The following is a 26,668-nucleotide window of genomic DNA, read 5'->3' as shown; positions in this document are numbered from 1 at the left end:
GCACGAGGGTGGGGCCGAAGGTCTCCTCGATGAGCCGCCGGTTGTTCTTGCCGCCCGCGGCCCCCAGGACCGCCCGGTCGACGCGGCCGGCAAGAACAACCGGCGGCTCATCGAGGAGACCTTCGGCCCCACCCTCGTGCAGAAGCTGCGCCACGCCCCGTACCCGCTGCGCCGCTCGCTGCTGCGGGAGATCGAGCAGCGCTTCCCCGACGTGCACCGGGCCACCGGCGCCAGCCGGTTCCGCAGCCCCACCGACATCTCCGTCCCCTCCTCGCTGTACCACTACTACGCGTACCTCACCGGCCGGGCCGTCCCCTCCGAGATCACCCACGCCTACCTGGCCCTGGACCGCCCGGAGATCGAGCGCCGGCTCGGCATCCTGCTGGCCCGCCGCGACCGCCAGGCCTTCTGCATCAACGACACGGTCTCCGACGGCCAGGACGTCGAGCGCCAGGCGCGGATGGTCCGCGACTTCCTCGACGCCTACTTCCCCGTGCCCGGACCGTTCGAACGGAAGGAGTCCCTGGCCCGATGAAGATCTCCTTCCTGATCAACAACATCTACGGCATCGGCGGCACCAACCGCACCGTCATCAACCTCGCCGAGGCCCTCTCCGCCGACCACGAGGTGGAGATCGTCTCCGTCTTCCGGCGGACCAACGCCGAGCCCCGGTTCGAGATCTCCCCCCAGGTCACCGTGCGGCCCCTGGTCGACCTGCGGCCCGGCCGCAACGGCGCCGACCGCGGCGACCCGCTGCTGGAGCGGCCGACCACCGTGGTCCCCCGCCAGGAGGAGTTCCACGCCCAGTACAGCGAGCTGTCCGACCGGCGGATCATCGACCACCTCGCACGGACCACCGCCGACGTCGTCGTCGGTACCCGGCCCAGCCTCAACCTGTTCGTGGCGCAGTACACCCGCGACTCCGCGCTGCGGGTGGCCCAGGAGCACATGACCCACCTGGCCATCCCGCCGGCCGTCCGCGCCGAGATGGCCCGGGTCTACCCCCGGCTGGACGCCGTCACCACCGTCACCGACGCCGACGCCCGCTCCTTCCTGGAGCACACCCCCCTCCCGCCCGGCCTGCCCGTCGTCGGCATCCCCAACAGCGTCCCCGAACCGGTGGTGCGCCCGGCCGGCGCCGACGCCGTCGACCGGAAGATCATCGTCGCGGCGGGCCGGATGCACCGCGTCAAGCGGTACGACCTGCTGCTGCGCGCCTTCGCCCGGCTCACCGGGGAGTTCCCCGACTGGCAGCTGCGCATCTACGGCGACGGGGGCGAGGCCGGCCGGCTGCGCACCCTCGTGCACGACCTGGGCGTGGCCGGCCAGGTGCTGCTGATGGGCGGCTTCTCCCCGATCGAGTCCGAATGGGCCAAGGGCTCCTTCGCCGCGGTCACCTCCAGCGCGGAGTCCTTCGGCATGACCCTGGTGGAGGCCATGCGCTGCGGGCTGCCGGTGGTCTCCACCGACTGCCCCGTCGGCCCCCGCGAGATCGTCCGGCACGGCGAGGACGGACTGCTCGTCACCAACGGCGACGCCGACGCCGTGGCCGCCGGACTGCGCACCCTCATGGCCGACCCGGACCTGCGCCACCGCATGGCCCGGGCCGCGCTGCACAACTCCCGCCGCTACGACCCCGCCGTCATCGCCGCCCGCTACGTCGACCTGTTCGAGGACGCCGCCCGGCGCCGCGCCGCCGGCCCCGGCCGCTACCGCCCGCCCTCGGCCGCACCGCTCGGCCGGGTCCCCGGCACCAGTGCCCCGCCGGCCACCCTGCGCGGCGCGGTCTGCCATGTCACCGCGCTCGGCCCGGCCCGCCTCGCCCTGTCCCTCGACGGCCCCGCCGACGGCCGGCACCGCTGGAGCCTGGTCCTGCGCGAACAGGCGCCCGGCGCCAAGCGCCGGCCCGACCTGCCGCTGACCACCGAGCGCACCGACCGCACCGCCGGTGGCACCCGCTACACCGCCGAGGTCGGCCCCGAGGACCTCACCCACCTCGGCGACGGCCGCTGGAAGGTGCTGGCCCGGTCCGCCAAGGGCGAGCTGGTCCACGTACGGGCCGGCATCCGCGACACCCGCGCGCTGCTCGACGTCCGCGCCCGGCTGCTGGCCGGCGGCGCCGACGGCGGCCCGGTGCTGTGGAACCTGCCCTACGCCCTGCCCGGCGGCAAGCTGATGCTGCGCACCATCCACCGCGGCTCCCACGCCGAGGTCCGCGCCGTCCGGGTGGGGGACGACACGATCGACGTGCTCGCCGTGCTCCTGGGCGAGCTGCGGCCGGTGCCCGGCGCCCGCCTGGTCCTCACCCGGCGCGGCCATCACCGCGGCGAACTGTCCGTCCCCGTGGAGCTCGGGCCAGACGGGCAGTTCCAGGCCCGGGTCCCGCTCCAGCAGGCCGTCGAGAGCCGGCTGGAGCGGTGGGAGGACTGGGACTGGTGGATCGAGCCGGACCCCCGCCGCCGGCGCCGCGTGCGCGTGTGCCACCTTTTCGAGGACTTCCCCGACGTCAAGGGTGCCTTCGCCTACCCGGCCGTGCCGGTCAAGGAGCTGGAGGACCCCCGCTTTGTCCAGATGTATCCGTCCCGGCCGGTCCGAGTCCGGCCGTACTGCTCCGTGTCCGGGGCCATGGCAATGAATGTGGTGGACCGATGACCTCAGCCCGTTCGACCGTGCACATCGTCGCGCACCAGGACGACGACCTGTACTTCATGAACCCGGACCTGGTCCGCTCCCTCCAGGGCGGTGACCGGGTCGCCACCGTGGTGCTCACCGCGGGGGAGGGCGACGGCATCAACGTCGACACCAACGACCCCGAGCGTTCCCGCGCCGTCCCCGACCACGCCGGCTACAGCGCCGCCCGCGGCTGCGGACTGCGGTCCGCCTACGCCCGGATGGCCACCGGCGACCGCACCAGCCCCTGGCGGCGCGAGGCGGTCGCGCCGGTCCCCGGCTTCGTCGTCGAACGCTGCACCCTGCTGGCCCGCCCCGACGTCCGGCTGTACTTCTGCCAGCTCCACATGGGCGCCTTCCAGGCCGGCGGCGCCGGCGCCCGCACCCGGGTCTTCGAGCTGTGGGACGGCACGGTCCCCCTCCAGCCCACCCTGCCCGCCCCCGGCTCGCCGGTCACCGAGGTGCAGTACCTCGACCGGGAGACCGTGATCGCGGGCCTGGCCGCCCTGCTGGCCGAGCTGCGGCCCACCGTCGTGCGCACCCTGGACCCCGACCCCGAGCACGACGGCGGCAAGGAGGACTACGTCCAGTCCGACCACCCCGACCACACGGCCGCCGCCGAGTTCACCATGGCAGCCCTCCAGCGCCACCGCGCCACCGACGCGCCCGACCCGGCCGTCGAGTACTACCGGGCCTACGCCAACCGCTTCTGGGGCTACAACCTGGACCGGCCCGAGCTCGACGAGAAGGCCGACTACCTCGGCGTCTACGCCGGACTGGGCGCCGGCCCGTGCCCCGACGGCGTCTGCGCGGCGTGCGGCGACCACCAGCTCGGCCCCAACCCCTACCGCAGCACCCACATGAACAGCTGCTCCGCCCGCTACTCGCCCGCCACCGGCTGGCTCCGGCTCGGCCCCGGCGGCCGGCTGAACGCCTTCGCGGTGCTCGCCGGCCGGCCGGTGTTCTGGACCGAGACCGCGCCCGGCGCGGGCACCTGGTGGGGCCCTTACCCGCTCGCCCAGGACGGCTGGTTCGCCCCCTCGCTGGCCGTCACGGGCCTCCCGGGCGGTCCCGCCCACGTGGTGGCCCTGCGCCGGCGGGCACCGCACGACGACACCTCCGTCCCCGAGCTCGTCCACCTCGAACAGGACGAGTACGGGCAGGGCTTCACCGACTGGATCCCGCTGGGCAACCCCGACGCCGGCCACCCCGACGGGCGCCGCGCCCGCGAGCTCGGCGTGCCCCTGGCCACCGTGGACGGCGCCGGGCGCCTGCACGTCTTCGCCCGCGACTTCGCCCAGGGCGTCGCCATGCGCCGGCAGGACCACTACGGCGGCTGGCGGCCCTGGGAGCGGCTCGGCGGCCGCTTCGTCCAGGACGCCGGGGTCGCGCACACCACCCAGGCCGGCACCGTCGAGGTGTACGTGCCCGGCAAGAACTCGGTCTACCGCTGGTACCAGAGCGAGCCCGGCGGGGAGTTCCACCACGACAGCACCCTGAAGACCGGCACCGTGGCCACCGGCGGCATCACCGCCGTGGACTCCGGCGGCGGCCGGACCGCCCTGTACTTCCGCGAGGCCGGCACCCAGCAGGTGATGGCCTACCGCCAGCACGAGACCGGGCTGTGGCCCGGCGGTCCGGCCGGGGTCGGCGGGGCCGGCGGCACCGGTGCGATCGCCGCGCTGTGGACGCCTGGCCGGGGCGCCCGCGACATCTTCCTGGCGCACCGCAGCGCCGGCGGCCGGCTCACCCTGTCGCTGCCGTTCGCGGACAAGGACGTCCCCGGGCCACGCTGGCGCGAGAGCGGCGAGCCGTTCGTGCACGCCCCCGCGCTCGCCCTCGACGCCGCCGGGCACCTGGTCGCCGCCGTGCTCGGCGCCGACGGCCGGCTCCACGTCCGGCGCGCCCTCGGCCCCCAGGTGGGCAGTCCGCTCGGCCCGGACCACGTCATATGATGCGCCGCCGGCTGCTCGCCGTCGCCGTGACCCTGGCGCTGGCGGCGGCCGCCGGCGCAGTGGGACTCGTACGCCACGACGAGGCCGCGCGGCAGGCACTGGCCGCCCAGACGGTCACCGTGCTGCACTGGAACATCTGCGGGGCGGCCCAGAACTGCGCCAACCGCGGCGATACCGGCGAGGGCAGCTCGGTGGGCCGGCTGGCGGCCGAGGCCGCCCACCGCCGGCCCGACCTGCTGACCGTCAACGAGGTCTGCCGGGCCCAGTACGAGGAGCTGGACCTCCAGCTCGCCCTCAAGGGCTGGCGGATGACCGGGGCGTACGCGCAGATGCACGACAACGTCCCGGCCTGCGGCGGCGACAGCTCCTACGGGCTGGCCGTGTTCTCCCGGGAGCGGCTGACCGGGCCCGTGCAGTACCGTCCCTTCACCGCGACCGGGGACGAGGAGTACGAGGCCCAGGGCCGGGTGGAGCCGGTGCGCCGGGGCGTGCTGTGCGTGCCCACCACCGTCCGCGGCCGGGCCCTGGTGCTGTGCGGGGCGCACGGGGGCACCGAGCCGGGCCAGATGGCCCAGGCCCACCAGTGGTTCGCCGACGCCTCCGCCTTCCCGCAGCAGCTCCCGGTGGTGTTCGCCGGCGACCTCAACCAGCAGCCCAACGAGGCCTCCATGGCGGGGATCTACGCCCACACCCGGGGCGAGAAGGACTCCGGGGAGCCGACGGGCCGGTTCATCGAGGCCGACGAGACGGACAAGCCGTGGTTCCGGCTCGGGGCGGCGGGCGGGGTCCGCTGCGACCCGAAGAAGGTCTCGCGCTGCCGCAACGGGGCGCCGACCGCCGACGACGACCGCAAGATCGACTACATCTTCGCCACCGAGGACCACTTCACCTCGCCCACCGCCCGCACCACCCGCTTCCCGGAGTCCGACCACGCCCTCTACCAGGGCTCGTTCCGCTTCCGGCAGTAGTCCGCTCGGTGGACGCACAAAGGGCCCGCCCCCGCACCGGAGGTCCGGTACGGGGGCGGGCCCGTGTGCCGCGCCCGCGCGGCAGGGGTGCTGTTACGCCGGGACGCTCGCGACGCCCGGGGCGAGGAAGCGCTTGCCGTTCACGCGCTCCGAGACGCCCTCACGGTCCAGGTACGGCGTGATGCCGCCCAGGTGGAAGGGCCAGCCGGCGCCCGTGATGAGGCAGAGGTCGATGTCCTGGGCCTCGGCCACGACACCCTCCTGAAGCATCAGGCCGATCTCCTGCGCCACCGCGTCCAGGACGCGGGCGCGCACCTGCTCCTCGGTCAGGACGCTGTCGCCCTGGACCAGGAGCGCGGCGACCTCGGGGTCCAGCTCCGGCTTGCCGGAGTCGTAGACGTAGAAGCCGCGCTTGCCGGCCTCGACGACCGCCTTGAGGTTGGGGGAGACCGTGAAGCGCTCCGGGAAGGCGCGGTTCAGGGTCTCGGAGACGTGCAGACCGATGGCCGGGCCGACCAGCTCCAGCAGCACCAGCGGCGACATGGGCAGACCGAGCGGCTCGACGGCCTTCTCGGCGGTGGCCACCGGGGTGCCCTCGTCGATGACGTTCTGGATCTCGCCCATGAAGCGGGTCAGGATGCGGTTCACGACGAACGCCGGGGCGTCCTTCGTCAGGACCGCGGTCTTCTTCAGCTTCCGGGCCACCGCGAAGGCCGTGGCCAGCGAGGCGTCGTCGGTCCGCTCACCGCGGACGATCTCCAGCAGCGGCAGGATCGCGACCGGGTTGAAGAAGTGGAAGCCGACCACGCGCTCCGGGTGCTGGAGCTTGGAGGCCATCTCCGACACCGACAGCGAGGAGGTGTTGGTGGCGAGGATCGCGTGCGCCGGGGCGACGGCCTCGACCTCCGCGAACACCTTCTGCTTGACGGACATCTCCTCGAACACGGCCTCGATGATGAAGTCCGCGTCCGCGAAGCCCTCGGCCTTGTCGAGCACACCGGTCACCAGGGCCTTGAGGCGGTTGGCCTTGTCCTGGTTGATGCGGCCCTTGCCGAGCAGCTTCTCGATCTCGGCGTGGACGTAGCCCACGCCCTTGTCCACGCGCTCCTGGTCGATGTCGGTGAGGACCACCGGCACCTCCAGACGGCGCAGGAACAGCAGCGCCAGCTGCGAGGCCATCAGGCCCGCGCCGACGACGCCGACCTTGGTGACCGGGCGGGCCAGGTTCTTGTCCGGGGCACCGGCCGGGCGCTTGGCGCGCTTCTGCACCAGGTTGAAGGCGTAGATGCCGGAGCGCAGCTCGCCGCCCATGATGAGGTCGGCCAGCGCCTGGTCCTCGGCGTCGAAGCCCTTCTGCAGGTCGCCGTCCTTGGACGCCGCGATGATGTCCAGCGCGCGGTAGGCGGCCGGGGCCGCGCCGTGCACCTTGGAGTCGGCCACGAACCGGCCCTTGGCGACGGCCTGGTCCCAGGCCTCGCCGCGGTCGATCTCGGGACGCTCGACGGTGATGTCGCCCTTGAGGACCTTGGCGGTCCACAGCAGGGACTGCTCCAGGAAGTCGGCGCCCTCGAACAGGGCGTCGGCGATGCCGAGCTCGAAGACCTGCTTGCCGCGCAGCTGCTTGTTCTGGTTCAGCGAGTTCTCGATGATCACCGAGACCGCCTTCTCCGCGCCGATCAGGTTCGGCAGGATCGTGCAGCCGCCCCAGCCCGGGACCAGGCCCAGGAAGACCTCGGGGAGCGAGAACGCCGGCAGCGCCTTGGAGACGGTGCGGTAGGTGCAGTGCAGACCGACCTCGACACCGCCGCCCATGGCCGCGCCGTTGTAGTACGCGAAGGTGGGCACGGCGAGCGCGGCGAGACGCTTGAACACGTCGTGGCCGCCCTTGCCGATGGCCAGGGCCTCGTCGTGGTTCTTCAGCAGCTCGACGCCCTTGAGGTCGGCGCCGACGGCGAAGATGAACGGCTTGCCGGTGATGCCGGCGCCGACGATCGAGCCGTCCGCGGCCTCGGCCTCGACCTGGTCGAGGGCGGCGTTCAGGTTCGCCAGCGACTGCGGGCCGAAGGTGGTCGGCTTGGTGTGGTCGAAGCCGTTGTCCAGCGTGATCAGCGCGAAGCGCCCGGCGCCGAACGGCAGGTCGAGGTGGCGGACGTGGGCCTGGGTGACGACCTCGTCCGGGAACAGCTCGGCCGCGCCCTTGAGAAGCTCAGCGGTGGTGCTCACTTGTCGCCTCCGGCGTCCTTGTGGTGCGGGTTCTCCCAGATGACCGTGGCGCCCATGCCGAAGCCGACGCACATGGTGGTCAGGCCGTAGCGGACCTCCGGCTGCTCCTCGAACTGGCGGGCCAGCTGGGTCATCAGGCGGACGCCGGAGGAGGCGAGCGGGTGGCCGAACGCGATGGCGCCGCCGTACTGGTTGACGCGGGCGTCGTCGTCGGCGATGCCGTAGTGCTCCAGGAAGGCGAGGACCTGGACGGCGAAGGCCTCGTTGATCTCGAACAGGCCGATGTCGGAGATCGACAGGCCGGCCTGGGCGAGGGCCTTCTCGGTGGCCGGGATCGGGCCGTAGCCCATGACCTCGGGCTCGACACCGGCGAAGGCGTAGGAGACCAGGCGCATCTTGACCGGCAGGCCGTTCTCGCGCGCGAAGTCCTCGGAGGCGATGAGCGAGGCGGTGGCGCCGTCGTTCAGACCGGCCGCGTTACCGGCGGTGACCCGGCCGTGGACGCGGAACGGGGTCTTCAGACCCGCCAGGTTCTCCAGCGTGGTGCCCGGGCGCATCGGCTCGTCGGCGGTGACCAGGCCCCAGCCGGTCTCGCCGGCCTCGGGGTTGGTGCGGCGCACCGAGATCGGGACCAGGTCCTGCTGGATCTTGCCGTCCGCGTACGCCTTGGCGGCCTTCTCCTGCGAGCGCACGGCGTACTCGTCGGCGCGCTGCTTGGTGATGGTCGGGTAGCGGTCGTGCAGGTTCTCGGCGGTCATGCCCATGAACAGGGCGGACTCGTCGACCAGCTTCTCGGAGACGAAGCGCGGGTTCGGGTCCACGCCCTCGCCCATGGGGTGACGGCCCATGTGCTCGACACCGCCGGCGACGGCGACGTCGTACGCGCCGAAGGCGACGGAGCCGGCGACCGAGGTGACGGCGGTCAGCGCGCCGGCGCACATGCGGTCGATGGAGTAGCCCGGGACGGACTGCGGCAGCCCGGCCAGGATGCCGGCGGTACGGCCGAGGGTCAGGCCCTGGTCACCGATCTGCGTGGTCGCGGCGATGGCGACCTCGTCGATCTTCTTGGGGTCCAGGCCCGGGTTGCGGCGCAGCAGCTCCCGGATCGCCTTCACGACGAGGTCGTCGGCGCGGGTCTCGTGGTAGATGCCCTTCGGGCCCGCCTTGCCGAACGGGGTGCGGACGCCGTCGACGAAGACGACGTCCCTGACGGTACGAGGCACGATGGCTCTCCTCCAGGGTGCGGGTGTGCACTACTGCTGCGCGGCGGCGCTGTCAGCCTCGGGCTGAGCGCGCGCTCACCCGGCCCATGCTACTTGCGGGTAACCAATGTGCACACCCCTGCCCCGAACAGCGGCGAAGGTCACACTCCCGGTCGGCCGCGCGGCACCCGCCGGGAGACCGCCACCCCCGCCAGGCAGAGCGCGCCGCCGGCGAGCGTGAGCGGCGCCGGCACCTCGTCCAGCACCGCCCAGGACATCAGCACGACCAGGGCCGGGACCACGTACGTGGTGGCGCCCATCCGGCCCGCCGTGGTGCGGGCCAGGGCGAACGCCCAGGTGGTGAAGGCCAGGGCGGTGGGGAAGACGCCCAGGTAGAGCATGTTCAGGGTGGCGCCGACCGGAGCCTGGGAGACCTCGTCCAGCAGCTGGCCCGCGAACGGCAGGCACGCGAGGGTGCCCACGAAGCAGCCGAACGTCGTCACCTGGAGTGCCCCGGCATGTGCCAGGGCCGGCTTCTGGGCGACCACCCCGCCCGCGTACGACAGCGCCGCGAGCAGGCAGAGCACCACCCCCAGCGGGGAGGCGTGCCCGCCGCCCGAGGTGGACAGGCCCACCACCACCGCACCGGCGAAGGACACGGCCATGCCGAGCAGCAGCGGGCGCGGCAGCCCCTCGCCCAGCAGCCGGGCGCCGAGCAGGGCGATCAGCAGCGGGCCGATGTTGACGACCAGGGCCGCCGTACCGGCGTCGACCTCCCGCTCGCCCCAGTTGAGCAGCACCATGTACCCGCCGAACCAGAGCAACCCGGAGGTGACGATGCCGGGCCAGGCCGCGCGGGGCGGCAGTCCCACCCGCCGGACCAGGCAGACGGCGCCGAGCACCAGGCTCGCGGTGAGCAGCCGGCCGAGGGCCAGGGCGCCGGGCGGGTACGCCGCGCCCGCGCTGCGGATCGAGACGAAGGCGGAGGCCCAGAGGACCACGGTGACCCCGGCGGCGGCCCGGTGACGGGCGTCAGGCCGTGGCGGTCAGGGCGGTGACCAGGGCCGGGGTGACCTGTTCGATCTGCCAGGGGCGGGCGCCGTGGCCGGCCAGGGCCTGGGCGACGGAGGCCGCCGAGACCGGGGACGGCGGTTCCCAGCACAGCCGGCGCACGGTGTCGGGCGTGACCAGGTTCTCCTGCGGCAGGTTCAGCTGCTCCGCGAGCGCCGACACGGCCGTCCGGGCCGCGGCCAGCCGGGCTGCGGCGGCCGGGTCCTTGTCCGCCCAGGACCGCGGCGGCGGCGGGCCGGCCGGGGTCGCACCCGGCTGCGGCAGCGCGTTCTCGGGCAGCGCCCGGGCCCGGTCCACGGCGGCCATCCACTGCTCCAGCTGCCGCCGGCCCATCCGCTGCCCGTACCCGGGCAGGGCCGCCAGCGCCTGCGCGTTCGTCGGCAGCGCGAGCGCGGCCTCGACGATCGCGGCGTCGCCGAGCACCTTGCCGGGGGAGACGTCCCGCCGTTGGGCGATCCGGTCGCGGGTCTCCCACAGCTCGCGGACCACGGCCATCTGGCGGCGCCGGCGCACCTTGTGCATGCCCGAGGTACGGCGCCAGGGGTCCTTGCGGGGCGGGGCGGGGGGTGCTGCGGCGATGGCCGCGAACTCCTGCCGGGCCCATTCCAGCTTGCCCTGCCGGTCCAGCTCCTTCTCCAGGGCGTCGCGCAGGTCCACCAGCAGCTCGACGTCGAGCGCGGCGTAGCGCAGCCACGGCTCCGGCAGCGGGCGGGTGGACCAGTCCACCGCGGAGTGGCCCTTCTCCAGCGCGTAGCCGAGCACGCCCTCGACCATCGCGCCGAGTCCGACGCGGGGGAAGCCGGCCAGCCGGCCGGCCAGCTCCGTGTCGAACAGGGACGTCGGCACCATGCCTATGTCCCGCAGGCACGGCAGGTCCTGGGTGGCGGCGTGCAGGATCCACTCGGTGCCGGACAGGGCCTCGCCGAGCGCGGACAGGTCGGGGCACCCGACGGGGTCGATCAGCGCGGACCCCGCACCCTCACGGCGCAGCTGCACCAGGTAGGCGCGCTGGCCGTAGCGGTATCCGGAAGCGCGTTCCGCGTCCACGGCCACCGGGCCGGTGCCGGCGGCGAAGGCCGCCACGACCCGGGCGAGGGCCTCCTCGTCGGCGACCACCGGCGGGATCCCCTCGCGGGGCTCCAGGAGGGGGATCGGTTGCCCATCGGACGGAACAACGACGTCGTCCGGGGGGCCGCCCCCGGTGGTGGTGCGCAGGTGTGCTGCGGTCTCTTGGGCGTCGGTCACCGCTCAAGGGTATCCGTGCAGACGACGCGCCCGTCGCCGGAACGTTCCGTCGACGGGCGCGATCAGCCGGGTTGCGACCTCTTCCCGGTCTTTCCGGGGGCTCTCCGGGGCGATTCCCGGCCGTTTCCGGAAGGGACCGGGGCCGGGACCGGGACCGGTTCCGGAATCCGTTCCGGGACCGGCGGCGGGCTATCCGGGGGGCGCGGGCCGGGCTCAGTGGATGATCCCGGTGCGCAGCGCCACGGCCACCATCCCGGCCCGGTCACCGGTGCCCAGCTTGCGGGCGATCCGGGCGAGGTGGGACTTCACGGTCAGGGCGGACAGGCCCATCGAGACGCCGATGGCCTTGTTGGACTGGCCCTCCGCGACGAGGCGCAGGACCTCGACCTCGCGTCCGGAGAGCTCGCGGTAGCCGCCCGGGTGGCTCGGGGCACCCGGGGGGCGGCGGTGCAGACGGGCGGCGGCGGCACCGATGGGGGCGGCGCCGGGCCGGGTGGGCAGCCCGATGTTGGTCCGGGTCCCGGTGACGACGTAGCCCTTCACCCCGCCCGCGAGGGCGTTGCGGACCGCGCCGATGTCATCGGCGGCGGACAGGGCCAGCCCGTTGGGCCAGCCCGCCGCGCGGGTCTCGGACAGGAGCGTGAGACCGGAGCCGTCGGGCAGGTGCACGTCGGCCACGCAGATGTCGCGCGGGCTGCCGACGCGGGGACGGGCCTCCGCGATGGACGACGCCTCGATCACGTCGCGCACCCCGAGGGCCCACAGGTGGCGGGTCACGGTGGAGCGGACGCGGGGGTCGGCCACGACGACCATGGCGGTCGGCTTGTTCGGGCGGTAGGCGACCAGGCTTGCAGGCTGCTCAAGAAGAACGGACACCAGGCCTCCTGGGGGAGTGGCGGGACGTCCGGCTGGGGAAGGAGCCGGTGCGCACCGTGCGGATGGTCACTGACTCCTCCTTCGGCACGTCACCCGCCCGGCTTTAGGGAATGATCACGATTTGGTGAGTAACAATTCGGGCAATTCGGACGAGCGATCGATCTGCGAACGATCGGGTACCGCCAGCGGGTGATCAGAACCCGCACGCCTTGCCCGGACCCTGACGCAGGGTCACCGGACGGCCCGTGAGGTCGTGCGGCCGGTCCGGGCGGTGAGGGTCGGACCGGCGGGGAGTCAGGGTCGGACCGGGCCCTAGGGATGGTGCGGCCCGCGGCGCTGCGGCAGCGACACCACTCCGCCGTCCGCCGGGGCGACGGGCGGGAGCCCGACCACCTGGCACAGCAACTCGCACCACGCCGTCAGGTGCGCGGCGGTGTCCGGGACCCCGCCCACGCCCTCGCGCGGGCTCCACGAGGCCCGGATCTCGATCTGCGTGGCCGGGCGGCGCTCCTGGAGCCCGCCGAAGTAGTGCGAGCTCGCCATCGTCACGGTGCCGCTCGGCTCCCCGTACGTCAGCCCGCGCGCCTCCAGCGCCCCGGTCAGCCAGGACCAGCACACGTCCGGCAGCAGCGGGTCGCCCGCCATCTCCGGCTCCAGCTCGGCGCGCACCAGCGTCACCAGCCGGAACGTGCTCCGCCAGGCCTCGTGCCCGGCCGGGTCGTGCAGCAGGATCAGCTTGCCGTCGGCCAGGTCCTCGTCGTCCTGGACGACCGCGGCCTCCACCGCGTACGCGTACGGGGCGAGCCGCTGGGGCGCTCTGGTGGGCTCGACCTCGATGCCGGGCCGCAGCCGGGCCTTCTGCAGGCCGTCGACCGCCCGCCGGAACGGGAGCGGGACGGATTCCTCCCGCGCGCTGTCCCTGCCGTCAGCGCCATCTGAAAATCGTCCCTGAGCCGCAGCCATGCGGGGAAGACTAGGCGGAAGAAGGGCCCGTTCAGCGCAAGGACACCCGTCCCGAGGGGCCCACTTCTTCATACGTGCGAAGATTTGGCCCGTGAGCGCCTACGACCTTCCCCTCTCGCGAGGCTCCGCCCGCGAGGGGGAGACCCCCCTGGCGGGCCAGCCCGGCCAGACGTACGATTCCGCCTTCCTCAAGGCGTGCCGACGCGAGCCGGTGCCGCACACCCCGGTGTGGTTCATGCGGCAGGCCGGGCGGTCCCTCCCGGAGTACCGCAAGGTGCGCGAGGGCACGGCCATGCTGGAGTCCTGCATGCGCCCCGACCTGGTCACGGAGATCACCCTGCAGCCGGTGCGCCGCCACAAGGTGGACGCGGCGATCTTCTTCTCCGACATCGTGGTGCCGCTGAAGGCCATCGGCATCGACCTGGACATCAAGCCCGGCATCGGCCCGGTCGTGGCCCAGCCGATCCGCCGCCGCGAGGACCTGGCCCAGCTGCGCGACCTGACCCCGGACGACGTCCGGTACGTCACCGAGGCGATCGGCATGCTCACGGGTGAACTCGGCAGCACGCCGTTGATCGGCTTCGCCGGCGCGCCGTTCACCCTCGCGAGCTACCTCGTCGAGGGCGGCCCGTCGCGCAACCACGAGCACACCAAGGCGCTGATGTACGGCGACCCGCAGCTGTGGGCCGACCTGCTGGACCGCCTGGCGGAGATCACCTCGGCCTTCCTGAAGGTCCAGATCGAGGCGGGCGCCTCGGCCGTCCAGCTCTTCGACTCCTGGGTCGGCGCCCTGGCCCCGGCGGACTACCGCCGCTCGGTGATGCCGGCGTCGGCGAAGGTCTTCGACGCGGTGGCCTCCTACGGCGTGCCGCGGATCCACTTCGGCGTGGGCACGGGCGAACTGCTCGGCCTGATGGGCGAGGCCGGCGCCGACGTGGTCGGCGTGGACTGGCGCGTCCCGCTCGACGAGGCCGCCCGCCGCGTCGGCCCCGGCAAGGCGCTCCAGGGCAACCTGGACCCGGCCGTGCTCTTCTCGACCGAGGACGCGGTCCGGGCCAAGACGGACGAGGTCCTGGCGGCCGCCGAGGGTCTGGAGGGTCACGTGTTCAACCTGGGCCACGGGGTCCTCCCGACCACGGACCCGGACGCCCTGACCCGCCTGGTGGACTACGTCCACACCAGGACCCAGGCCTGATCCGCCGGCGGGGCTGGGCAGATCCGGCCCCGCCGGTGTTCGAGGCGCGGGGGTACGGGGGCGGAGCCCCCGAAACCGGAGCCAGGGCCCGGCCCGGGGACGGAGTCCCGGCCCCGCTCAGGCGTGGGGGCCGGCCGGACCCCGGCTCCGGCCGGACCCCGGCCTTGGCCTTGGTCAGGGGCCGGCCTTGCGGAGTGCGGCGGCGGCCTTGCGGGCCGCGACCAGGATCGGGTCCCAGACGGGGGAGAACGGCGGCGCGTAGCCCAGGTCCAGGGAGATCACCTGGTCCACCGTCATCCCGGCCGTCAAGGCCACCGCCGCGATGTCCACCCGCTTCGCGGCCCCCGCCCCGCCCACGATCTGCACCCCGAGCAGCCGCCCGGTCCGCCGCTCGGCCAGCATCTTCACCGTCATCCCGGCCGCCCCGGGGTAGTACCCGGCCGTGTTCGTCGACGCGATCGTCGCCGTCACGAACTGCAGTCCGGCCGCCAGCGCGTCCTTCTCCCGCAGCCCGGTCCGGGCGATCTCCAGGTCGCAGACCTTGCTGACCGCCGTACCGACCACGCCGGGGAAGGTGGCGTAGCCGCCGCCCACGCCCGAGCCGATGACCTGCCCGTGCTTGTTGGCGTGCGTCCCCAGCGGGATGTGCCGGGTGCGGCCCGCGACGAGGTCCAGCACCTCCACGCAGTCGCCGCCCGCCCAGATGTCCGTGTGGCCCCGCACCCGCATCGACAGGTCGGTCAGCAGCCCGCCCGACGCGCCGAGGGGCAGCCCGGCCTTCCGGGCCAGTTCCGTGCGCGGCTCGACGCCGATGCCGAGGACCACCACGTCGGCCGGGTAGGTCCGCCCGTCCGCCGTCAGCACCGCCCGGGCCCGGCCCTCCTCGTCCGTCAGGATCTCGGCGACCTCCGCCCCGGCGACCGTCCGGATGCCCATCCCGTTCATCGCCTGGTGCACCAGGGTGCCCATGTCGGGATCGAGCGTGGCCATCGGCTGCGCGCCGCGGTGCAGGACCGTCACCTCGTAGTCCCGGTCGACCAGCGCCTCGGCCATCTCCACGCCGATGTAACCGGCGCCGACCACGACCGCCCGGCGGCCCGGGGTCCGCTCCAGGGTGTCCAGCAGGGCCTGGCCGTCGTCCAGGGTCTGCACGCCGTGCACCCCGGCCGCCTGGATGCCCGGCATCGGCGGGCGGACCGGGCGGGCCCCGGTGGCCAGGACGAGGCGGTCGTACTCCGTCCACGCCTCGGTCCCGGTCTCCAGGTCCCGGGAGCGCACCCGGTGGCCGGCCACGTCCAGCTCCACCACCTCGGTGCGCATCCGCAGGTCGATCCCGCGGGCCCGGTGCTCCTCGGGGGTACGGGCGATCAGGTCGTCCCGGTCCGGGACCGCGCCACCGATCCAGTACGGGATCCCGCACGCGGAGTACGAGGTGAAGTGGGACCGTTCGAACGCGACGATCTCCAGGTCCGCGGCTCCTTTCAGCCGCCGGGCCTGTGAAGCGGCGGACATCCCCGCCGCATCCCCACCCACGACCACCAGCCGTTCCATGTAGCACCCCGCCTCTCGTAGATCACCACCGGACCAACAGGCTACGAGCGCACCCATGTTCCCCCTCGCCCCGACAACCTCTTCCGGCCAAGGCCGGCCCGCGGCGGCCCCGCCCCGGCAGGGGCGCGGCCCAGTGCCCTCGGGCGGCTCCGCCCCGACAGGGGCGCGGGGAACGGCGCGCTCGGCCGGTGGCGGCGTGCGGACGCGGGTTCGGTGTCGTCCCCCGCGGCGGTGCCGCGCCCCGGCTCCCGCCGTGGGCGTGTCGCTGCTCGGCGGGTTGCGGGCCGCCCGTGGCCGCTCGCGCAGGTCCCCGCGCCCCTGAGAGGCGGCGGCTCCGCCTCCGGTTCCCGCTGCGACAGCCTCCGCGGCGGCACCGGCCCGGGGACGCGGGTGGGGCTGTGGGTCAGGGGTGGTGGGGGCCCGGGGTCGGGCCGTCCTCCGTGGTGCGCTGGCGGACGACGAAGGCCTGGCCGGCCGCCGCGGCCGGGGCCGGGGCCGGGGCCGACGGGCGCGGGCGCAGGCGCCGGTAGCCGCGCCAGGCCACCGCCCCCACGCCCGCCGCCAAGGCGAACGGCAGCACCGCCCCGGCCGCCACGGCCAACCACTTCAGCAGGACCACGAACACGTGCAGCCCGCCCTTGAGCGCGTCCGTGAAGCCCGGGTCGGGCTTCTTCCCGGCCCCCGCGGCCGCAGGCACCGGCTCCGACACCCGGAGGGTGATCGTGCCCAGCGCGGTCCGGTCCTTCAGGGTCGTCTGCTGCGCCAGCAGCGCTTCGAGGTCCGCCTGGCGCCGGCTCAGCTCACCCTCCAGCATGACCACGTCACCGAGCCCCGACGCCTTCTCCATCATCTCCCGCACCCGCGCCACACTGGCCTGCGCGGACCGCACCCGGCTGTCCACGTCCGTGACCTTCTCGGTCACGTCCTGCGCCTCCACCTTGCGGCTGCGCAGCTTCCCGCCGCCCTCCAGCCCCGCGAGCACCGCGTCGAACCGCTCGTTGGGCACCCGCAGGGTCATGGTCGAGGTGACCGTGCCGTCCTTGGCCCGTTCCGTGCTCTCGTCGCCGACGTAGCCGCCCGCGCCCTCGGCCGCCGTCCGGGCCGCCGCCAGCGCCTTCTGCGCGTCGGGCGACTCCAGCGCCAGCGTCGCCGTACGGATCACGTGCGGCCGGACCACGGCCGGCGCACCAGGCGTACCCGGCGCGCCCGACGCCCCCGCCGCCGCCGAAGGGGCCGAGCCCGCCGCGCCCTTGGCGCCCTCGCCCTGGGCCTGCGGTGCGCCGGGCGCGACGGCGGCCCGGTCGGCGGAGCTCTTGGCCCCGCCCTCCCCCTCCGCCGCGCAGCCGGTCAGTGCGAGCGCCCCCGACAGGGCGACCACCGCGAGCGCCACGGCCGTTCGGTCGCGGTACGCGTGCATCTTCGGCAGAGCGTTCGAGACCTTCGACATCTTCGAGACCTTCGAGGCCTTCACAGTCCTCGCGGTCTTCGCAGTCTGCACAGCCATCAGGGCCACCCCCGGGATCGACGACGAGACGGACGATGCCCCTTCGACGTCACCGGACCGCCCGCGGGTTTCGCCCGCCCGGTCCCGGACCGGTCCCGATGCGGTCACGGTCAGGCCTCGGTGATCGTCCGGTGATCGGTCTGAGACGATGTGTCCATGCACGAGGCGGACCTGCGTACGGAACGGGCGACGGAACCGGCGACGGAACCGGCCACCGAACAGGCGGACGGCGGTACACGCCGCACGCCCCGCCACGTCGTCGTCATCGGCGGCGGCATCGCCGGACTCGCCGCCGCCCACCGGCTGCTCGGCGCCGGCGCCCGGGTCACCGTCGTGGAGGCCACCACCCGCCTGGGCGGCAAGCTGTACGCCGGTGAACTGGCCGGCGCCCCGGTCGACCTCGGCGCCGAATCCGTCCTCGCCCGCCGCCCCGAGGCACTGGAACTGGCCGAGGCCGTCGGCCTCGGCGCCGACCTCCAGCCGCCCGCCACCGCCACCGCCCGGCTGTGGACCCGGGGCGTGCTGCGGGACATGCCGCGCGGCCACCTGATGGGCGTCCCCGCCGACCCCGCCCCGCTCGCCGCCTCCGGGATCCTCTCCGCCGAAGGCCTGGCCCGTATCGCCGCCGACGCCGAACTGCCGCCCACCGAGGTCGGCGAGGACGTGGCCGTCGGCGCGTACGTCGCCGCCCGGATGGGCCGCGAGGTCGTCGACCGGCTCGTCGAACCGCTGCTCGGCGGGGTCTACGCCGGCGACGCCTACCGGATCTCCCTGCGCGCCGCCGTCCCCGCCCTGTACGACGCCGTCCGCACCCACCGCACCCTCGGCGAGAGCGTCCGCTCGGTCCAGGCCGCGGCCGCCGCCCGCACCACCGTCACCGGCGCGGCCGCCACCGGCTCCTTCTTCGCCGGCATCGCCGGCGGCATCGGCCGGCTCCCGCTCGCCGTCGCCGACGCCTGCCGGGCCGCCGGCGCCCGCATCCTCACCGGCACCCCCGCCCGCGAGCTCACCCGGACCGCCGACGGCTGGCGGATCACCGCCGGCGAGGAGACCCTCACCGCCGACGCGGTCGTGGTCGCCGTCCCCGCCGGGCCCGCCGCCCGTCTCCTGGACCCCCTCGCCCCGGCCGCGGCCACCGAGCTGCGCGCGGTCGAGTACGCCTCGATGGCCCTGGTCACCCTGGCCTTCAAGCGTTCCGAGCTGCCCGCACCGCTGGCCGCCGGCGACTCCAGCGGCTTCCTCGTCCCGCCCGTGGACGGCCGTACGATCAAGGCCTCCACCTTCTCCAGCAACAAGTGGACCTGGTCCGCCGCCGACCCCGGACTCTTCCTGCTGCGCACCTCCGTCGGCCGGCACGGCGACGAGGCCGACCTCGCCCGCGACGACGCCGACCTGGTCCGGGCCTCCCTGGCCGACCTCGGCGACGCGGTCGGCCTGGCCGCGCGGCCGATCGCCTCCACCGTCACCCGCTGGGACGGCGGACTGCCCCAGTACCCGGTCGGCCACCTGGCCCGGGTCGCCCGTATCCGGGCCGCCGTGGCGGCCGTCCCCGGCCTCGCCGTGTGCGGCGCGCTCTACGACGGCGTGGGCATCCCGGCCTGCATCGCGAGCGCCCGTGCGGCGGCCGACGCCGTGACGGGGACCCCTGGCGCGGACCACTGATCAGGACACGGGACAATAGGCACATGACTGCACCAGAGAAGATCCCCCACCTGGGGAAGAAGGCCAAGGACCTCAACGAGGTCATTCGCTACACCCTGTGGTCCGTCTTCAAGCTGAAGGACGTGCTCCCGGAGGACCGCACCGGCTACGCCGACGAGGTGCAGGAGCTGTTCGACCAGCTGGCCGCCAAGGACATCACCGTCCGCGGCACCTACGACGTCTCCGGCCTGCGCGCCGACGCCGACGTCATGATCTGGTGGCACGCCGAGACCGCGGACGAGCTGCAGACCGCGTACAACCTGTTCCGCCGCACCAAGCTGGGCCGCGCCCTGGAGCCGGTGTGGTCGAACATGGCGCTGCACCGTCCGGCCGAGTTCAACAAGTCCCACATCCCGGCCTTCCTCGCCGACGAGGTCGCCCGCGACTACGTCAGCGTCTACCCGTTCGTACGCTCGTACGACTGGTACCTGCTGCCGGACGAGGACCGGCGCCGGATGCTCGCCGACCACGGCAAGATGGCCCGGGGCTTCCCCGACGTCCGCGCCAACACGGTGGCCTCGTTCTCGCTCGGCGACTACGAGTGGCTGCTGGCCTTCGAGGCCGACGAGCTGTACCGCATCGTCGACCTGATGCGTCACCTGCGCGCCTCCGAGGCCCGTATGCACGTCCGTGAAGAGGTTCCGTTCTTCACCGGACGCCGCAAGTCCGTCGCCGATCTGGTGGCCGGGCTCGCCTGATACCTCCCCTGGGGGGAAGGACCGGAGGACCGACCTCCTCCGGTGGATCGGGAGGCCCAGCCCCCGAAACGACGCAGCCGGAGATCCCGCCCCGGAAGGTCAGACGGCAGGCGGCGGCGGTGACTTCAGGATCACCGCCGCCCCGCTGTCCAGCGACACCGGCGCGGGCTCCGGATGCGGCGCCCCCACCCGGCGGCCCGCCGGCCCCGCTGCGCCCTCCGTTCAGGAACTGCTGCTGCTACAGCTCGAACTGGACGAACTCCCACAGCTCGAACTGCTGGAGCTGCCGCAGCTCGACGCGGAGGAGCAGCTGGAGACGCTGCCTCCGCAGGACGACCCGGACGGCCCGGAGGAACACCCCGACCCGCCACCGGAGCCGCACGAGCCGCCGGAGCCGTCTCCGCAGCCACTGGACCCCCCGCCGTCGACCCCCGCGCACCACACGACGGGCACGGCGTCCGCGGCCCCGTCGTCCCCGCCCGATCCGGCGTCCGACCCGGACCGCGAGCCGGCGGACGGGCCCGGCCGGTAGCGGCCGGCCGCCAGCAGCTGCGCCCGCAGCACCGGGTCCGGGGTCGCCCGCGGCCCCTGGAGCGCCACCCGTACGTGCGGCGTACGGTCACCGCGGTGCGCCGCACGGAACTGGTCCAGGGCCCGCCGCCCCGCGGGTGTCGCCCGGCCCCGCGCCCGGCCCGCGTACCGGACGCCCAGGACGATCCCCAGCACCAGCACCGGCAGCACCAGCACGACGAACGGCACCGGTGCCCCGTCCCCCACGGCGTACTGGACGATCGTCGCCACGAACGCGACCGGTATCCCCAGCGTGCACAGCACCGCCTGGACCGCGGCCCAGCGGCGCGGCGCCCGGCCGCTGCCGGCGGGGGCGAGCAGGCCGCGTGCGGCCAGCGCGTCGCCGATCTCCTGGACGGCCGGATGCCGCATGGCCCCGTGGCGCACCAGGTGCAGGCTCCCGGACGGGGCGGCCAGGCAGGCGTGGACCACGGCCTGTTCGGCCGGGTCGACGGCCCGGGCACCGGGCCGGAAGTGGATGATGCCCGGCCCGCCGACGACCATCCGGCCGTTGCCGTGCAGCGCCACGAGCGCACTGTCCACCACCCGCCCCGGCCCGCCGGCCAGGAACGCGGCCTCGGACAGTTCGTGCAGCCGCGGCGCGACCACGGACGCCCCGGGCCGCCACCGCCGCAGTGCGCGCGCCAGCGCGACGGACGACCCGACGACGGCGACCCATACGAGCACGGCCACGAACGTCATGCCGCCACCCCCTCTCCCGTCCCTCTCGTCACGCCCTCACCGCGGACCGGTGCGAGGTTCCGCAACCGGTCGAGGAGCCGGGCACCCAGGCTCCGCGGCCGGGCGCCGGCCCGGTCCTGCCACCACGCGGTCAGCCGGCGACGTGCGCCGGGATCCTCCGGCAGGCCCTGGACCAGCAGGTGCTCGGCGAAGTCCAGGGCGTCCCGGCGGTAGCCGGCGGTCATGGGGCGGCCCTGGGCGTACGCCAGGAACGCCGTGCGGAACGCGGCCGGGCCGCCCAGGATCTCCGGCAGCTCCGGCGCCACCTTGCCCACCACCGACGCCCGCTTCGCCGCCAGCGCCCGGGCCTGCACCCGCACCCGCTCCCCGTCGAACCCCACGGGCACGGGCCCACCCGCCACCAACGCCGCCACCAACGCCCCCTGCCGCCGTTCGAGCCGCTCCCGCGCCCCGTCGGGCACGGCGGCGCACGCCACCAGGGCGGCGGACGCGGCCGGCGGGGCGTCGGCGGCGGAGAAGGGGACCGAGGGACCGACAGCGAGAGCGGCCCGAACGGCCTCCAACTCCGCCCCGAGCTCCTGCTCCGGCGGGAAGTCGTCGTCCCGCTCCAGCAGCACCCCCGGCGGCTCCGTCCGCCCCCGCAGCTCCGACAGCAGCGCCAGCACCTGCGGCGGCACCGGGTGGGCGTGCGTGTCGTGCCAGACCCCGTCCCGCTCGATCCCGCCCGCCACGTGAACGTACGCCAACGACCCGGCCGGCAGCGCGTCGAGCACGGCCAGCGGGTCCTCCCCGCGGTTGACGCGGTTGGTGTGCAGATTGGCCACGTCGATCAGCAGCCGCACCCCGGTCCGCCCGACCAGCTCGGCCAGGAACTGCGCCTCCGTCAGCTCCTCGCCCGGCCAGCTCAGCAGCGCCGCGATGTTCTCCAGCGCCAGCGGCACCGGCAGCGCCTCCTGGGCGATCCGCACGTTCTCGCAGAGCACCTCCAGCGCGTCCCGGGTCCTGGGCACCGGCAGCAGGTGCCCGGCCTCCAGCGCGGGTGCGGAGCTCCGCACGAACGCGATGTGCTCACTGACCAGCGGCGCCCCCAGCGCCACCGCCCGCTCGGCGAGGGCGGCCAGCTTCTGCGGGTCCGGCCGCTGGGCACCGCCGAGTCCCAGCGACACCCCGTGCGGAACGACGGTCACCCCGCGCTCGCGCAACCTCAGCAGCGACGGCGGCAGATGCCCGGGACACACGTTCTCGGCCACCACCTCGACCCAGTCCAGCCCCGGCAGCCGCTCGACCGCCTCCGCGATCTCCGGCCGCCACCCGACCCCGACCCCCAGCCGCACCGTGTCCTCCATGCCCTTCCCGCCCCCTTCCGACGTGCCGTGCGGTGGTGATGACCCCCACACGTACCGGCCAATCCCGCAGGAGGACGTTCAGAGCAACATTTGAGGTTCCTCGGGGCCGTCACCCCGTCCTGCGGTGCGTCTCAGCCCCGCAGTGCCGGGTGGTCCGCGGCGACCGTGGCCGAGCCCGGGGCGATTTCGGTGAAGCCCGCGTCCCGGACCAGGGGGAGGTGGCCGTCGGACAGGGTCGGCCAGGCGTGGGGCGGTGCCACGCGGACGGCGAGGCGGAAGCCGGACTCCTGCCAGGCCTCGCGGTCCGCGGGGCCCAGGGCCCACCACGCGAGCTGGGCCCCGTGGCCCACCTGGGCCATGGCCTTGCCCGCGGACATGTCCAGGGCCGGGTTCAGCCACAGCACCGGAACCCCCGGCTCGACCGGGCCGACCGGCTCCGGGTCGTCCAGCTCGGTGCCCGAGACCTGGAGCTTGGCCAGTTCCTTCGGCCAGCCGTCCAGCGGCACCGGCGGGAACACCCGGACCTCGGCGGCCCCGCCGTGCACGGTGATGCCCGGCAGCGTGCCCGCCTTGCGCCACTCCGCGCCGCGCGCCCGCCGCACCACCTTCCGGATCCGTGCGTCCTGCCAGTCCCGTACCGCCGCGGCCCATTCGCCCTCGCCCAGGGCCCGTTCGTCCGACAGCAGGACGAGCACCGCGCGGGCCGCCGTCTCCAGGGCGTCGGTCCGGGCCGGCGGCTCGGCCTTCTCGATCCGTACCACCAGCGGCAGCACGAACTGCGGGGCCTCGTCCCGCGGCAGTCGCCGCTGCTCGAAGGGGTGGTCGGCGGTCGTGGGCTCGTTCTGGCTGCTCATCCGGCCCAGTCTGCCAGGAAGGGACGTGTCCGACTCCAGGAGGATGCCGCAGGTCCCGGCGCCACGCGAGGATCGGCGGCATGAAGAGCGACCTCTTTGCCACCGAGCACTTCGCCCGGCCCGCGACCGCCCCCGGAATGACCCTTCAGAACGCCAAGTCGGTCAGGTACGCCGTCAACGGTGAGATGCTGGCCCGGCAGGGTTCGATGATCGCCTTCCGCGGCAACCTCCAGTTCGAGCGCAAGGGCCAGGGCATAGGCGGCATGCTCAAGCGGGCCGTCACCGGCGAGGGGCTGCCCCTGATGGCCGTGCGCGGCCAGGGCGAGGCCTGGTTCGCCCACCGGGCGGGCAACTGTTTCATCATCGACGTCGAGCAGGGCGACGCCCTGACCATCAACGGCCGCAACGTCCTGTGCTTCGACGCCACCCTCTCCTACGAGATCAAGCTGGTGAAGGGCGTCGGCATGGCCGGCGGCGGACTCTTCAACAGCGTCTTCACCGGCGTCGGCAAGCTCGCCCTGGTCTGCGACGGCAACCCCATCGTCATACCCGTCACCACCGGCTCCCCGGTCTACGTCGACACCGACGCGGTGGTCGGCTGGAGCGCCCACCTGGAGACCGGACTGCACCGCTCCCAGTCCGTCGGCTCCATGATCCGCGGCGGCTCCGGCGAGGCCGTGCAGCTGGAGCTCCGCGGCGAGGGCTTTGTCGTCGTGCGCCCGAGCGAAGCCGTCGACACCACCTCCGGCCACGGCCACTGAGCCGCACCATGGCTGTCCGACTGACCGGTGTGGGCCGTCGCCACGGCGCGCGGCGGCCCTGGGTGCTGCGCGGTGTGGACCTCGATCTCCCGCCCGGCGCCCTGGTCCGGATCGAGGGCCGCAACGGGGGCGGCAAGTCCACCCTGTTGCGGCTGATCGCCGGGATCGACACCCCGACCGAGGGCCGGATCACCGGCCGCCCGCGCCGCACCGCCTACGTGCCCGAGCGGTTCCCGGCGGCGCTGCCCCTGACCGCCGCCGCGTACCTGGTCCACCTCGGCCGGGTGCAGGGGCTGGGGCGGGCGCGGGCCGCGGAGCAGGGGGCGTACTGGCTGGAGCGGTTCGGAGCCCTCCGCTACGCCGACACCCCGCTCGCCGAGCTGTCCAAGGGCACCAGCCAGAAGGTCGCCGTCGCCCAGGCCCTGCTCGCCGGGCCGGAGCTGCTCGTCCTCGACGAGGCCTGGACGGGCCTGGACCCGGCCGCCCGCACCGAGCTGGACCGGGCCGTCGGGGAACGCACCGCGCAGGGGGCCACCGTGGCCTACGTCGACCACGACCCGCGCCGGCTGGCCGGGCGTGCCGATGCCCGCTACCGGGTCGAGGGCACGGCCGTGGTCCCCGTACGGGACGAGGCCGACGCGGGTCCGTACGTCCGCATCGAGGCGCTCGGGCCGCCGGGGGCCGTGCTCCCGGACGGTCCGGCGTACGCGTCCGCCCGCCCCGCGCCCGGCGGCGCGATCGCGCTGACGGTCCCCGCGGCCGGCTCCGACGCCGTGCTGCGCGGGCTGCTGCTCGCCGCGGAACCGGCCTGGCGGATCCGCAGCGTCACCCCCCTCGCCGAGCACCGGCACCCGTACCAGGACCCGTACCAAGGCCCGTACCAGGACCCGTCTCCGGACGAGGAGCGTCGATGACCGCGCTGTTGCGCTACCAGGGCGCCCTGCTGCTGCGTTCGCAGCGCTGGATCGCGCCCGTGCTGCTCTACGCCGCCGTCCTCGTGGTGGGGATCCGGCCCGGCGATCCCGTCACGGGCTCCTTCGGCATCGCGGCCGGGGGACTGCTGCCGGTGACCGCCTGGTTGGTCCGGATCGCGCTGACCGGGGAGCCGGACGCCGCCCGCCATGTCACCGCCGCGGCGGCCGGGCCCGTACGGGTGCACGCGGCGGCCCTGCTGACCGGCCTGGCCGCGGCCGTGCTCGCCGGGGCGGCGGGCAGCGGGTACGTGCTGCTGACCGGTGCCGGGCCGGAGCCCGGCGCGGGGCCGGCCGGGGCCCTCGCGGTGCTGGTCTGCGCCCTGACCGGCACGGCGGTCGGGGCCGTGTGCAACCGGCCGCTGCTGCGCTCGCCCGGCTACGCGGTCACCGGCGCGGCCCTCGGCGTGCTGCTGGCCCTGGTGGTGCCCGGCTCACCGGTCCACGCGGTGCTCTCCGCCCTGGTCACCGGGGCGCGGACCGGGGCGGTGGAGCTGTCACCGGCCGCGCCGGCCGGTGCGGTGCTGCTGCTGGTCGTGGCCGGGGCCGGGTCCTGCGCCCTGGCCGCCCGGCGCGGCTGACCCGGGCGGGTCGGCGAGCCGGGCGAGCCTGGCGAGCCGGTGACGGCTCAGGTCCCCACGAGGTCGGAGACCTTGACGAAGCGGTAGCCGCGCCTGCGCAGCTCGGGGACGATCGTGCGGATCGCCTCCTCGGTGACCGGGGCGGCGCTGCGCGTGCAGTGCATCACCACCACCGAGCCGGGCTTGACCCCGTCCAGGACCTGCTGGGCCACTGCCGCCGCGTCGGTGGCGAAGGCGTCCCCGCTGACCACGTCCCACTGGACGGCCGTGACCTTGGCCGTGGACAGCGCCCGCAGGGCCTGGTCGTCGTAGCAGCCGCCGGGGAAGCGGAAGTAGGGGACGGTGTTGACCGCGCCGGCCTTGCGGAACGCCTCGAAGGCCCGGTCGACGTCGGCGCGGGCGGCCGCGGCGTCGAGGGTGGGCAGTCCGTAGCAGGGGGACTTGAAGGCGTGGTGGCTGTAGGAGTGGTTGGCGACCTCGAAGGTCGGGTCCGTGCCGATGGCCTTCGCCTGATCGGGGTACTCCTCGGCCCACCGGCCCGTCATGAAGATGGTCGACGGCACCTTCAGGGCGCGCAGGGTGGCGATGAGCTGGGGATTGTCGAAGTGCTCGCCGGCGGCGGCCCGCGGGCCCTGGTCGGCGGTCATGTCGGCGTCGAAGGTGAGTGCGACCGTCTTGTCGGTCCGCTGCTTCGCCCGGTCGAAGACCGGGGCCAGCCCGTTCGGGCCGGGGGCGAGGGACGGCACCTTGCCCGGGCCGGCGGCGGCCTGCGGGGAGGCGCCCCCGGCGCCGGTGCCCGTGCCGGCGGCGGGGGCCGGTCCGACCGCGGAGGGGGAACCGGACGCCGCCGCTCCGGTGGGCGGCGTACGGTCGCCCGCGCGGCCGCCGCCGGAGGGTTCGCTGCCGCCCCCGCACGCGGCGAGGGTGGCGCAGAGCGCGGCGACGACCGCCACATTGCGCAGTGAAGTGGTCACTCACGCAAAATATATGACTATCTGGAAATCGGACGTACAGGGCCCTCGTCCGTGTCGCCCTCGCCACCGTCCCCGTCCGTGTCGCCG

22 protein-coding genes are annotated in these 26,668 nt (G+C 74.6%); 10 read left to right on the top strand and 12 right to left on the bottom strand.

The features are described from left to right. The 4 genes from EF918_RS13150 to EF918_RS13135 all read left to right on the top strand — a co-directional run. A partial coding sequence (locus tag EF918_RS13150; RefSeq protein WP_185921733.1) for a stealth conserved region 3 domain-containing protein occupies positions 1 to 535 on the top strand: 535 nt, incomplete at its 5' end. Further along, positions 532 to 2,652: a glycosyltransferase family 4 protein gene (locus EF918_RS13145; RefSeq protein ID WP_125645093.1), complete on the top strand. Its 2,121-nt coding sequence runs from the start codon at positions 532 to 534 to the stop codon at positions 2,650 to 2,652. The genes EF918_RS13150 and EF918_RS13145, both read left to right, overlap by 4 nt. After that, positions 2,649 to 4,625 carry a PIG-L family deacetylase gene (locus tag EF918_RS13140; RefSeq protein WP_125645091.1) on the top strand — a complete coding sequence of 659 codons (1,977 nt, stop codon included), beginning with the start codon at positions 2,649 to 2,651 and terminating at the stop codon, positions 4,623 to 4,625. Before EF918_RS13145 ends, EF918_RS13140 begins: the two co-directional genes overlap by 4 nt. Next, entirely contained in the window at positions 4,622 to 5,593 is a 972-nt protein-coding gene (locus tag EF918_RS13135; protein WP_125645089.1) for an endonuclease/exonuclease/phosphatase family protein, read from the top strand. The genes EF918_RS13140 and EF918_RS13135 overlap by 4 nt, the downstream gene beginning before the upstream one ends. A 93-nt stretch (positions 5,594 to 5,686) precedes the next feature. Here EF918_RS13135 and EF918_RS13130 read toward each other — a convergent pair whose 3' ends face one another. From EF918_RS13130 to EF918_RS13105, 6 genes are all read right to left on the bottom strand, one after another. After that, positions 5,687 to 7,816 (bottom strand): 3-hydroxyacyl-CoA dehydrogenase NAD-binding domain-containing protein, encoded by a 2,130-nt coding sequence (locus tag EF918_RS13130; RefSeq protein ID WP_125645087.1) that lies wholly within the window; start codon positions 7,814 to 7,816, stop codon positions 5,687 to 5,689. Beyond that, on the bottom strand, positions 7,813 to 9,039 hold the full coding sequence (locus EF918_RS13125) for an acetyl-CoA C-acyltransferase (protein ID WP_125645085.1): 1,227 nt from the start codon (positions 9,037 to 9,039) through the stop codon (positions 7,813 to 7,815). Before EF918_RS13125 ends, EF918_RS13130 begins: the two co-directional genes overlap by 4 nt. A gap of 140 nt (positions 9,040 to 9,179) precedes the next feature. Then, entirely contained in the window at positions 9,180 to 10,019 is an 840-nt protein-coding gene (locus EF918_RS13120; RefSeq protein ID WP_125645082.1) for a DMT family transporter, read from the bottom strand. A gap of 31 nt (positions 10,020 to 10,050) precedes the next feature. Continuing rightward, entirely contained in the window at positions 10,051 to 11,334 is a 1,284-nt protein-coding gene (locus tag EF918_RS13115) for a ribonuclease D (protein ID WP_125645080.1), read from the bottom strand. Positions 11,335 to 11,547: 213 nt separating this feature from the next. After that, entirely contained in the window at positions 11,548 to 12,210 is a 663-nt protein-coding gene (locus EF918_RS13110) for a response regulator transcription factor (protein ID WP_125645078.1), read from the bottom strand. A gap of 312 nt (positions 12,211 to 12,522) precedes the next feature. Next, positions 12,523 to 13,173 (bottom strand): DUF3000 domain-containing protein, encoded by a 651-nt coding sequence (locus EF918_RS13105; protein ID WP_125645076.1) that lies wholly within the window; start codon positions 13,171 to 13,173, stop codon positions 12,523 to 12,525. A 148-nt stretch (positions 13,174 to 13,321) separates the two neighbouring features. On the opposite strand from EF918_RS13105, the gene hemE reads away from it, so the two are divergent. Beyond that, positions 13,322 to 14,368, top strand: a complete 1,047-nt coding sequence (gene hemE, locus EF918_RS13100) for a uroporphyrinogen decarboxylase (RefSeq protein ID WP_148141229.1) — start codon at positions 13,322 to 13,324, stop codon at positions 14,366 to 14,368. A gap of 174 nt (positions 14,369 to 14,542) precedes the next feature. On the opposite strand, the gene EF918_RS13095 is transcribed toward hemE, so the two are convergent. Continuing rightward, positions 14,543 to 15,919 carry an FAD-dependent oxidoreductase gene (locus tag EF918_RS13095; RefSeq protein WP_125645072.1) on the bottom strand — a complete coding sequence of 459 codons (1,377 nt, stop codon included), beginning with the start codon at positions 15,917 to 15,919 and terminating at the stop codon, positions 14,543 to 14,545. A gap of 403 nt (positions 15,920 to 16,322) precedes the next feature. Then, on the bottom strand, positions 16,323 to 17,423 hold the full coding sequence (locus EF918_RS13090; RefSeq protein WP_260610139.1) for a DUF4349 domain-containing protein: 1,101 nt from the start codon (positions 17,421 to 17,423) through the stop codon (positions 16,323 to 16,325). Positions 17,424 to 17,579: 156 nt separating this feature from the next. Between EF918_RS13090 and hemG the strand changes: the two genes are divergently transcribed. Next, positions 17,580 to 19,085, top strand: coding sequence for a protoporphyrinogen oxidase (gene hemG / locus EF918_RS13085; RefSeq protein ID WP_125645070.1), 1,506 nt, complete (start codon positions 17,580 to 17,582; stop codon positions 19,083 to 19,085). 23 nt (positions 19,086 to 19,108) lie between these two features. Next, on the top strand, positions 19,109 to 19,822 hold the full coding sequence (hemQ, locus tag EF918_RS13080; RefSeq protein WP_125645067.1) for a hydrogen peroxide-dependent heme synthase: 714 nt from the start codon (positions 19,109 to 19,111) through the stop codon (positions 19,820 to 19,822). A gap of 222 nt (positions 19,823 to 20,044) precedes the next feature. Here the strand turns inward: hemQ and EF918_RS13075 are convergent, their stop codons facing one another. The 3 genes from EF918_RS13075 to EF918_RS13065 form a co-directional block, all read right to left on the bottom strand. Further along, complete coding sequence (locus EF918_RS13075) at positions 20,045 to 21,094, bottom strand: TIGR04222 domain-containing membrane protein (RefSeq protein ID WP_125645065.1); 1,050 nt, start codon at positions 21,092 to 21,094, stop codon at positions 20,045 to 20,047. Continuing rightward, a complete protein-coding gene (locus tag EF918_RS13070) occupies positions 21,091 to 22,440 on the bottom strand; it encodes a DUF692 domain-containing protein (RefSeq protein WP_185921732.1) in 1,350 nt (449 codons plus the stop codon). The genes EF918_RS13075 and EF918_RS13070 overlap by 4 nt, the downstream gene beginning before the upstream one ends. 131 nt (positions 22,441 to 22,571) lie before the next feature. Beyond that, positions 22,572 to 23,294, bottom strand: a complete 723-nt coding sequence (locus tag EF918_RS13065; RefSeq protein WP_125645063.1) for a peptidyl-tRNA hydrolase — start codon at positions 23,292 to 23,294, stop codon at positions 22,572 to 22,574. Between the two features lie 80 nt (positions 23,295 to 23,374). Here EF918_RS13065 and EF918_RS13060 point away from each other — a divergent pair, with 80 nt between their 5' ends. Genes EF918_RS13060 through EF918_RS13050 form a run of 3 tightly spaced genes read left to right on the top strand, consistent with a single transcriptional unit; the run spans position 23,375 to position 25,607 of the window. After that, complete coding sequence (locus EF918_RS13060; RefSeq protein ID WP_125645061.1) at positions 23,375 to 24,055, top strand: AIM24 family protein; 681 nt, start codon at positions 23,375 to 23,377, stop codon at positions 24,053 to 24,055. Between the two features lie 8 nt (positions 24,056 to 24,063). Beyond that, on the top strand, positions 24,064 to 24,969 hold the full coding sequence (locus EF918_RS13055; protein ID WP_185921731.1) for an ATP-binding cassette domain-containing protein: 906 nt from the start codon (positions 24,064 to 24,066) through the stop codon (positions 24,967 to 24,969). After that, entirely contained in the window at positions 24,966 to 25,607 is a 642-nt protein-coding gene (locus EF918_RS13050) for an ABC transporter (RefSeq protein ID WP_125645059.1), read from the top strand. Before EF918_RS13055 ends, EF918_RS13050 begins: the two co-directional genes overlap by 4 nt. Before the next feature lie 47 nt (positions 25,608 to 25,654). On the opposite strand, the gene EF918_RS13045 is transcribed toward EF918_RS13050, so the two are convergent. After that, positions 25,655 to 26,581 carry a polysaccharide deacetylase family protein gene (locus EF918_RS13045; RefSeq protein ID WP_260610138.1) on the bottom strand — a complete coding sequence of 309 codons (927 nt, stop codon included), beginning with the start codon at positions 26,579 to 26,581 and terminating at the stop codon, positions 25,655 to 25,657. Positions 26,582 to 26,668: the final 87 nt, after the last annotated feature.

Origin of the sequence: Streptomyces sp. WAC06614 (assembly GCF_003949795.1) — a bacterium.
Taxonomy (GTDB): domain Bacteria; phylum Actinomycetota; class Actinomycetes; order Streptomycetales; family Streptomycetaceae; genus Streptomyces.
This window is presented reverse-complemented; position numbering and strand designations above follow the sequence as displayed.

Excerpts from the sequence above, each read along its gene's own strand:
- EF918_RS13090 (WP_260610139.1), bottom strand. The coding sequence starts at position 17,423 with ATGGCTGTGCAGACTGCGAAGACCGCGAGGACTGTGAAGGCCTCGAAG.
- EF918_RS13060 (WP_125645061.1), top strand. The coding sequence starts at position 23,375 with ATGAAGAGCGACCTCTTTGCCACCGAGCACTTCGCCCGGCCCGCGACC.
- hemG (WP_125645070.1), top strand. The coding sequence starts at position 17,580 with ATGCACGAGGCGGACCTGCGTACGGAACGGGCGACGGAACCGGCGACG.
- EF918_RS13140 (WP_125645091.1), top strand. The coding sequence starts at position 2,649 with ATGACCTCAGCCCGTTCGACCGTGCACATCGTCGCGCACCAGGACGAC.
- EF918_RS13135 (WP_125645089.1), top strand. The coding sequence starts at position 4,622 with ATGATGCGCCGCCGGCTGCTCGCCGTCGCCGTGACCCTGGCGCTGGCG.
- EF918_RS13075 (WP_125645065.1), bottom strand. The coding sequence starts at position 21,094 with ATGACGTTCGTGGCCGTGCTCGTATGGGTCGCCGTCGTCGGGTCGTCC.
- EF918_RS13055 (WP_185921731.1), top strand. The coding sequence starts at position 24,064 with ATGGCTGTCCGACTGACCGGTGTGGGCCGTCGCCACGGCGCGCGGCGG.
- EF918_RS13070 (WP_185921732.1), bottom strand. The coding sequence starts at position 22,440 with ATGGAGGACACGGTGCGGCTGGGGGTCGGGGTCGGGTGGCGGCCGGAG.
- EF918_RS13050 (WP_125645059.1), top strand. The coding sequence starts at position 24,966 with ATGACCGCGCTGTTGCGCTACCAGGGCGCCCTGCTGCTGCGTTCGCAG.
- hemQ (WP_125645067.1), top strand. The coding sequence starts at position 19,109 with ATGACTGCACCAGAGAAGATCCCCCACCTGGGGAAGAAGGCCAAGGAC.
- EF918_RS13065 (WP_125645063.1), bottom strand. The coding sequence starts at position 23,294 with ATGAGCAGCCAGAACGAGCCCACGACCGCCGACCACCCCTTCGAGCAG.
- EF918_RS13105 (WP_125645076.1), bottom strand. The coding sequence starts at position 13,173 with ATGGCTGCGGCTCAGGGACGATTTTCAGATGGCGCTGACGGCAGGGAC.
- EF918_RS13095 (WP_125645072.1), bottom strand. The coding sequence starts at position 15,919 with ATGGAACGGCTGGTGGTCGTGGGTGGGGATGCGGCGGGGATGTCCGCC.
- EF918_RS13145 (WP_125645093.1), top strand. The coding sequence starts at position 532 with ATGAAGATCTCCTTCCTGATCAACAACATCTACGGCATCGGCGGCACC.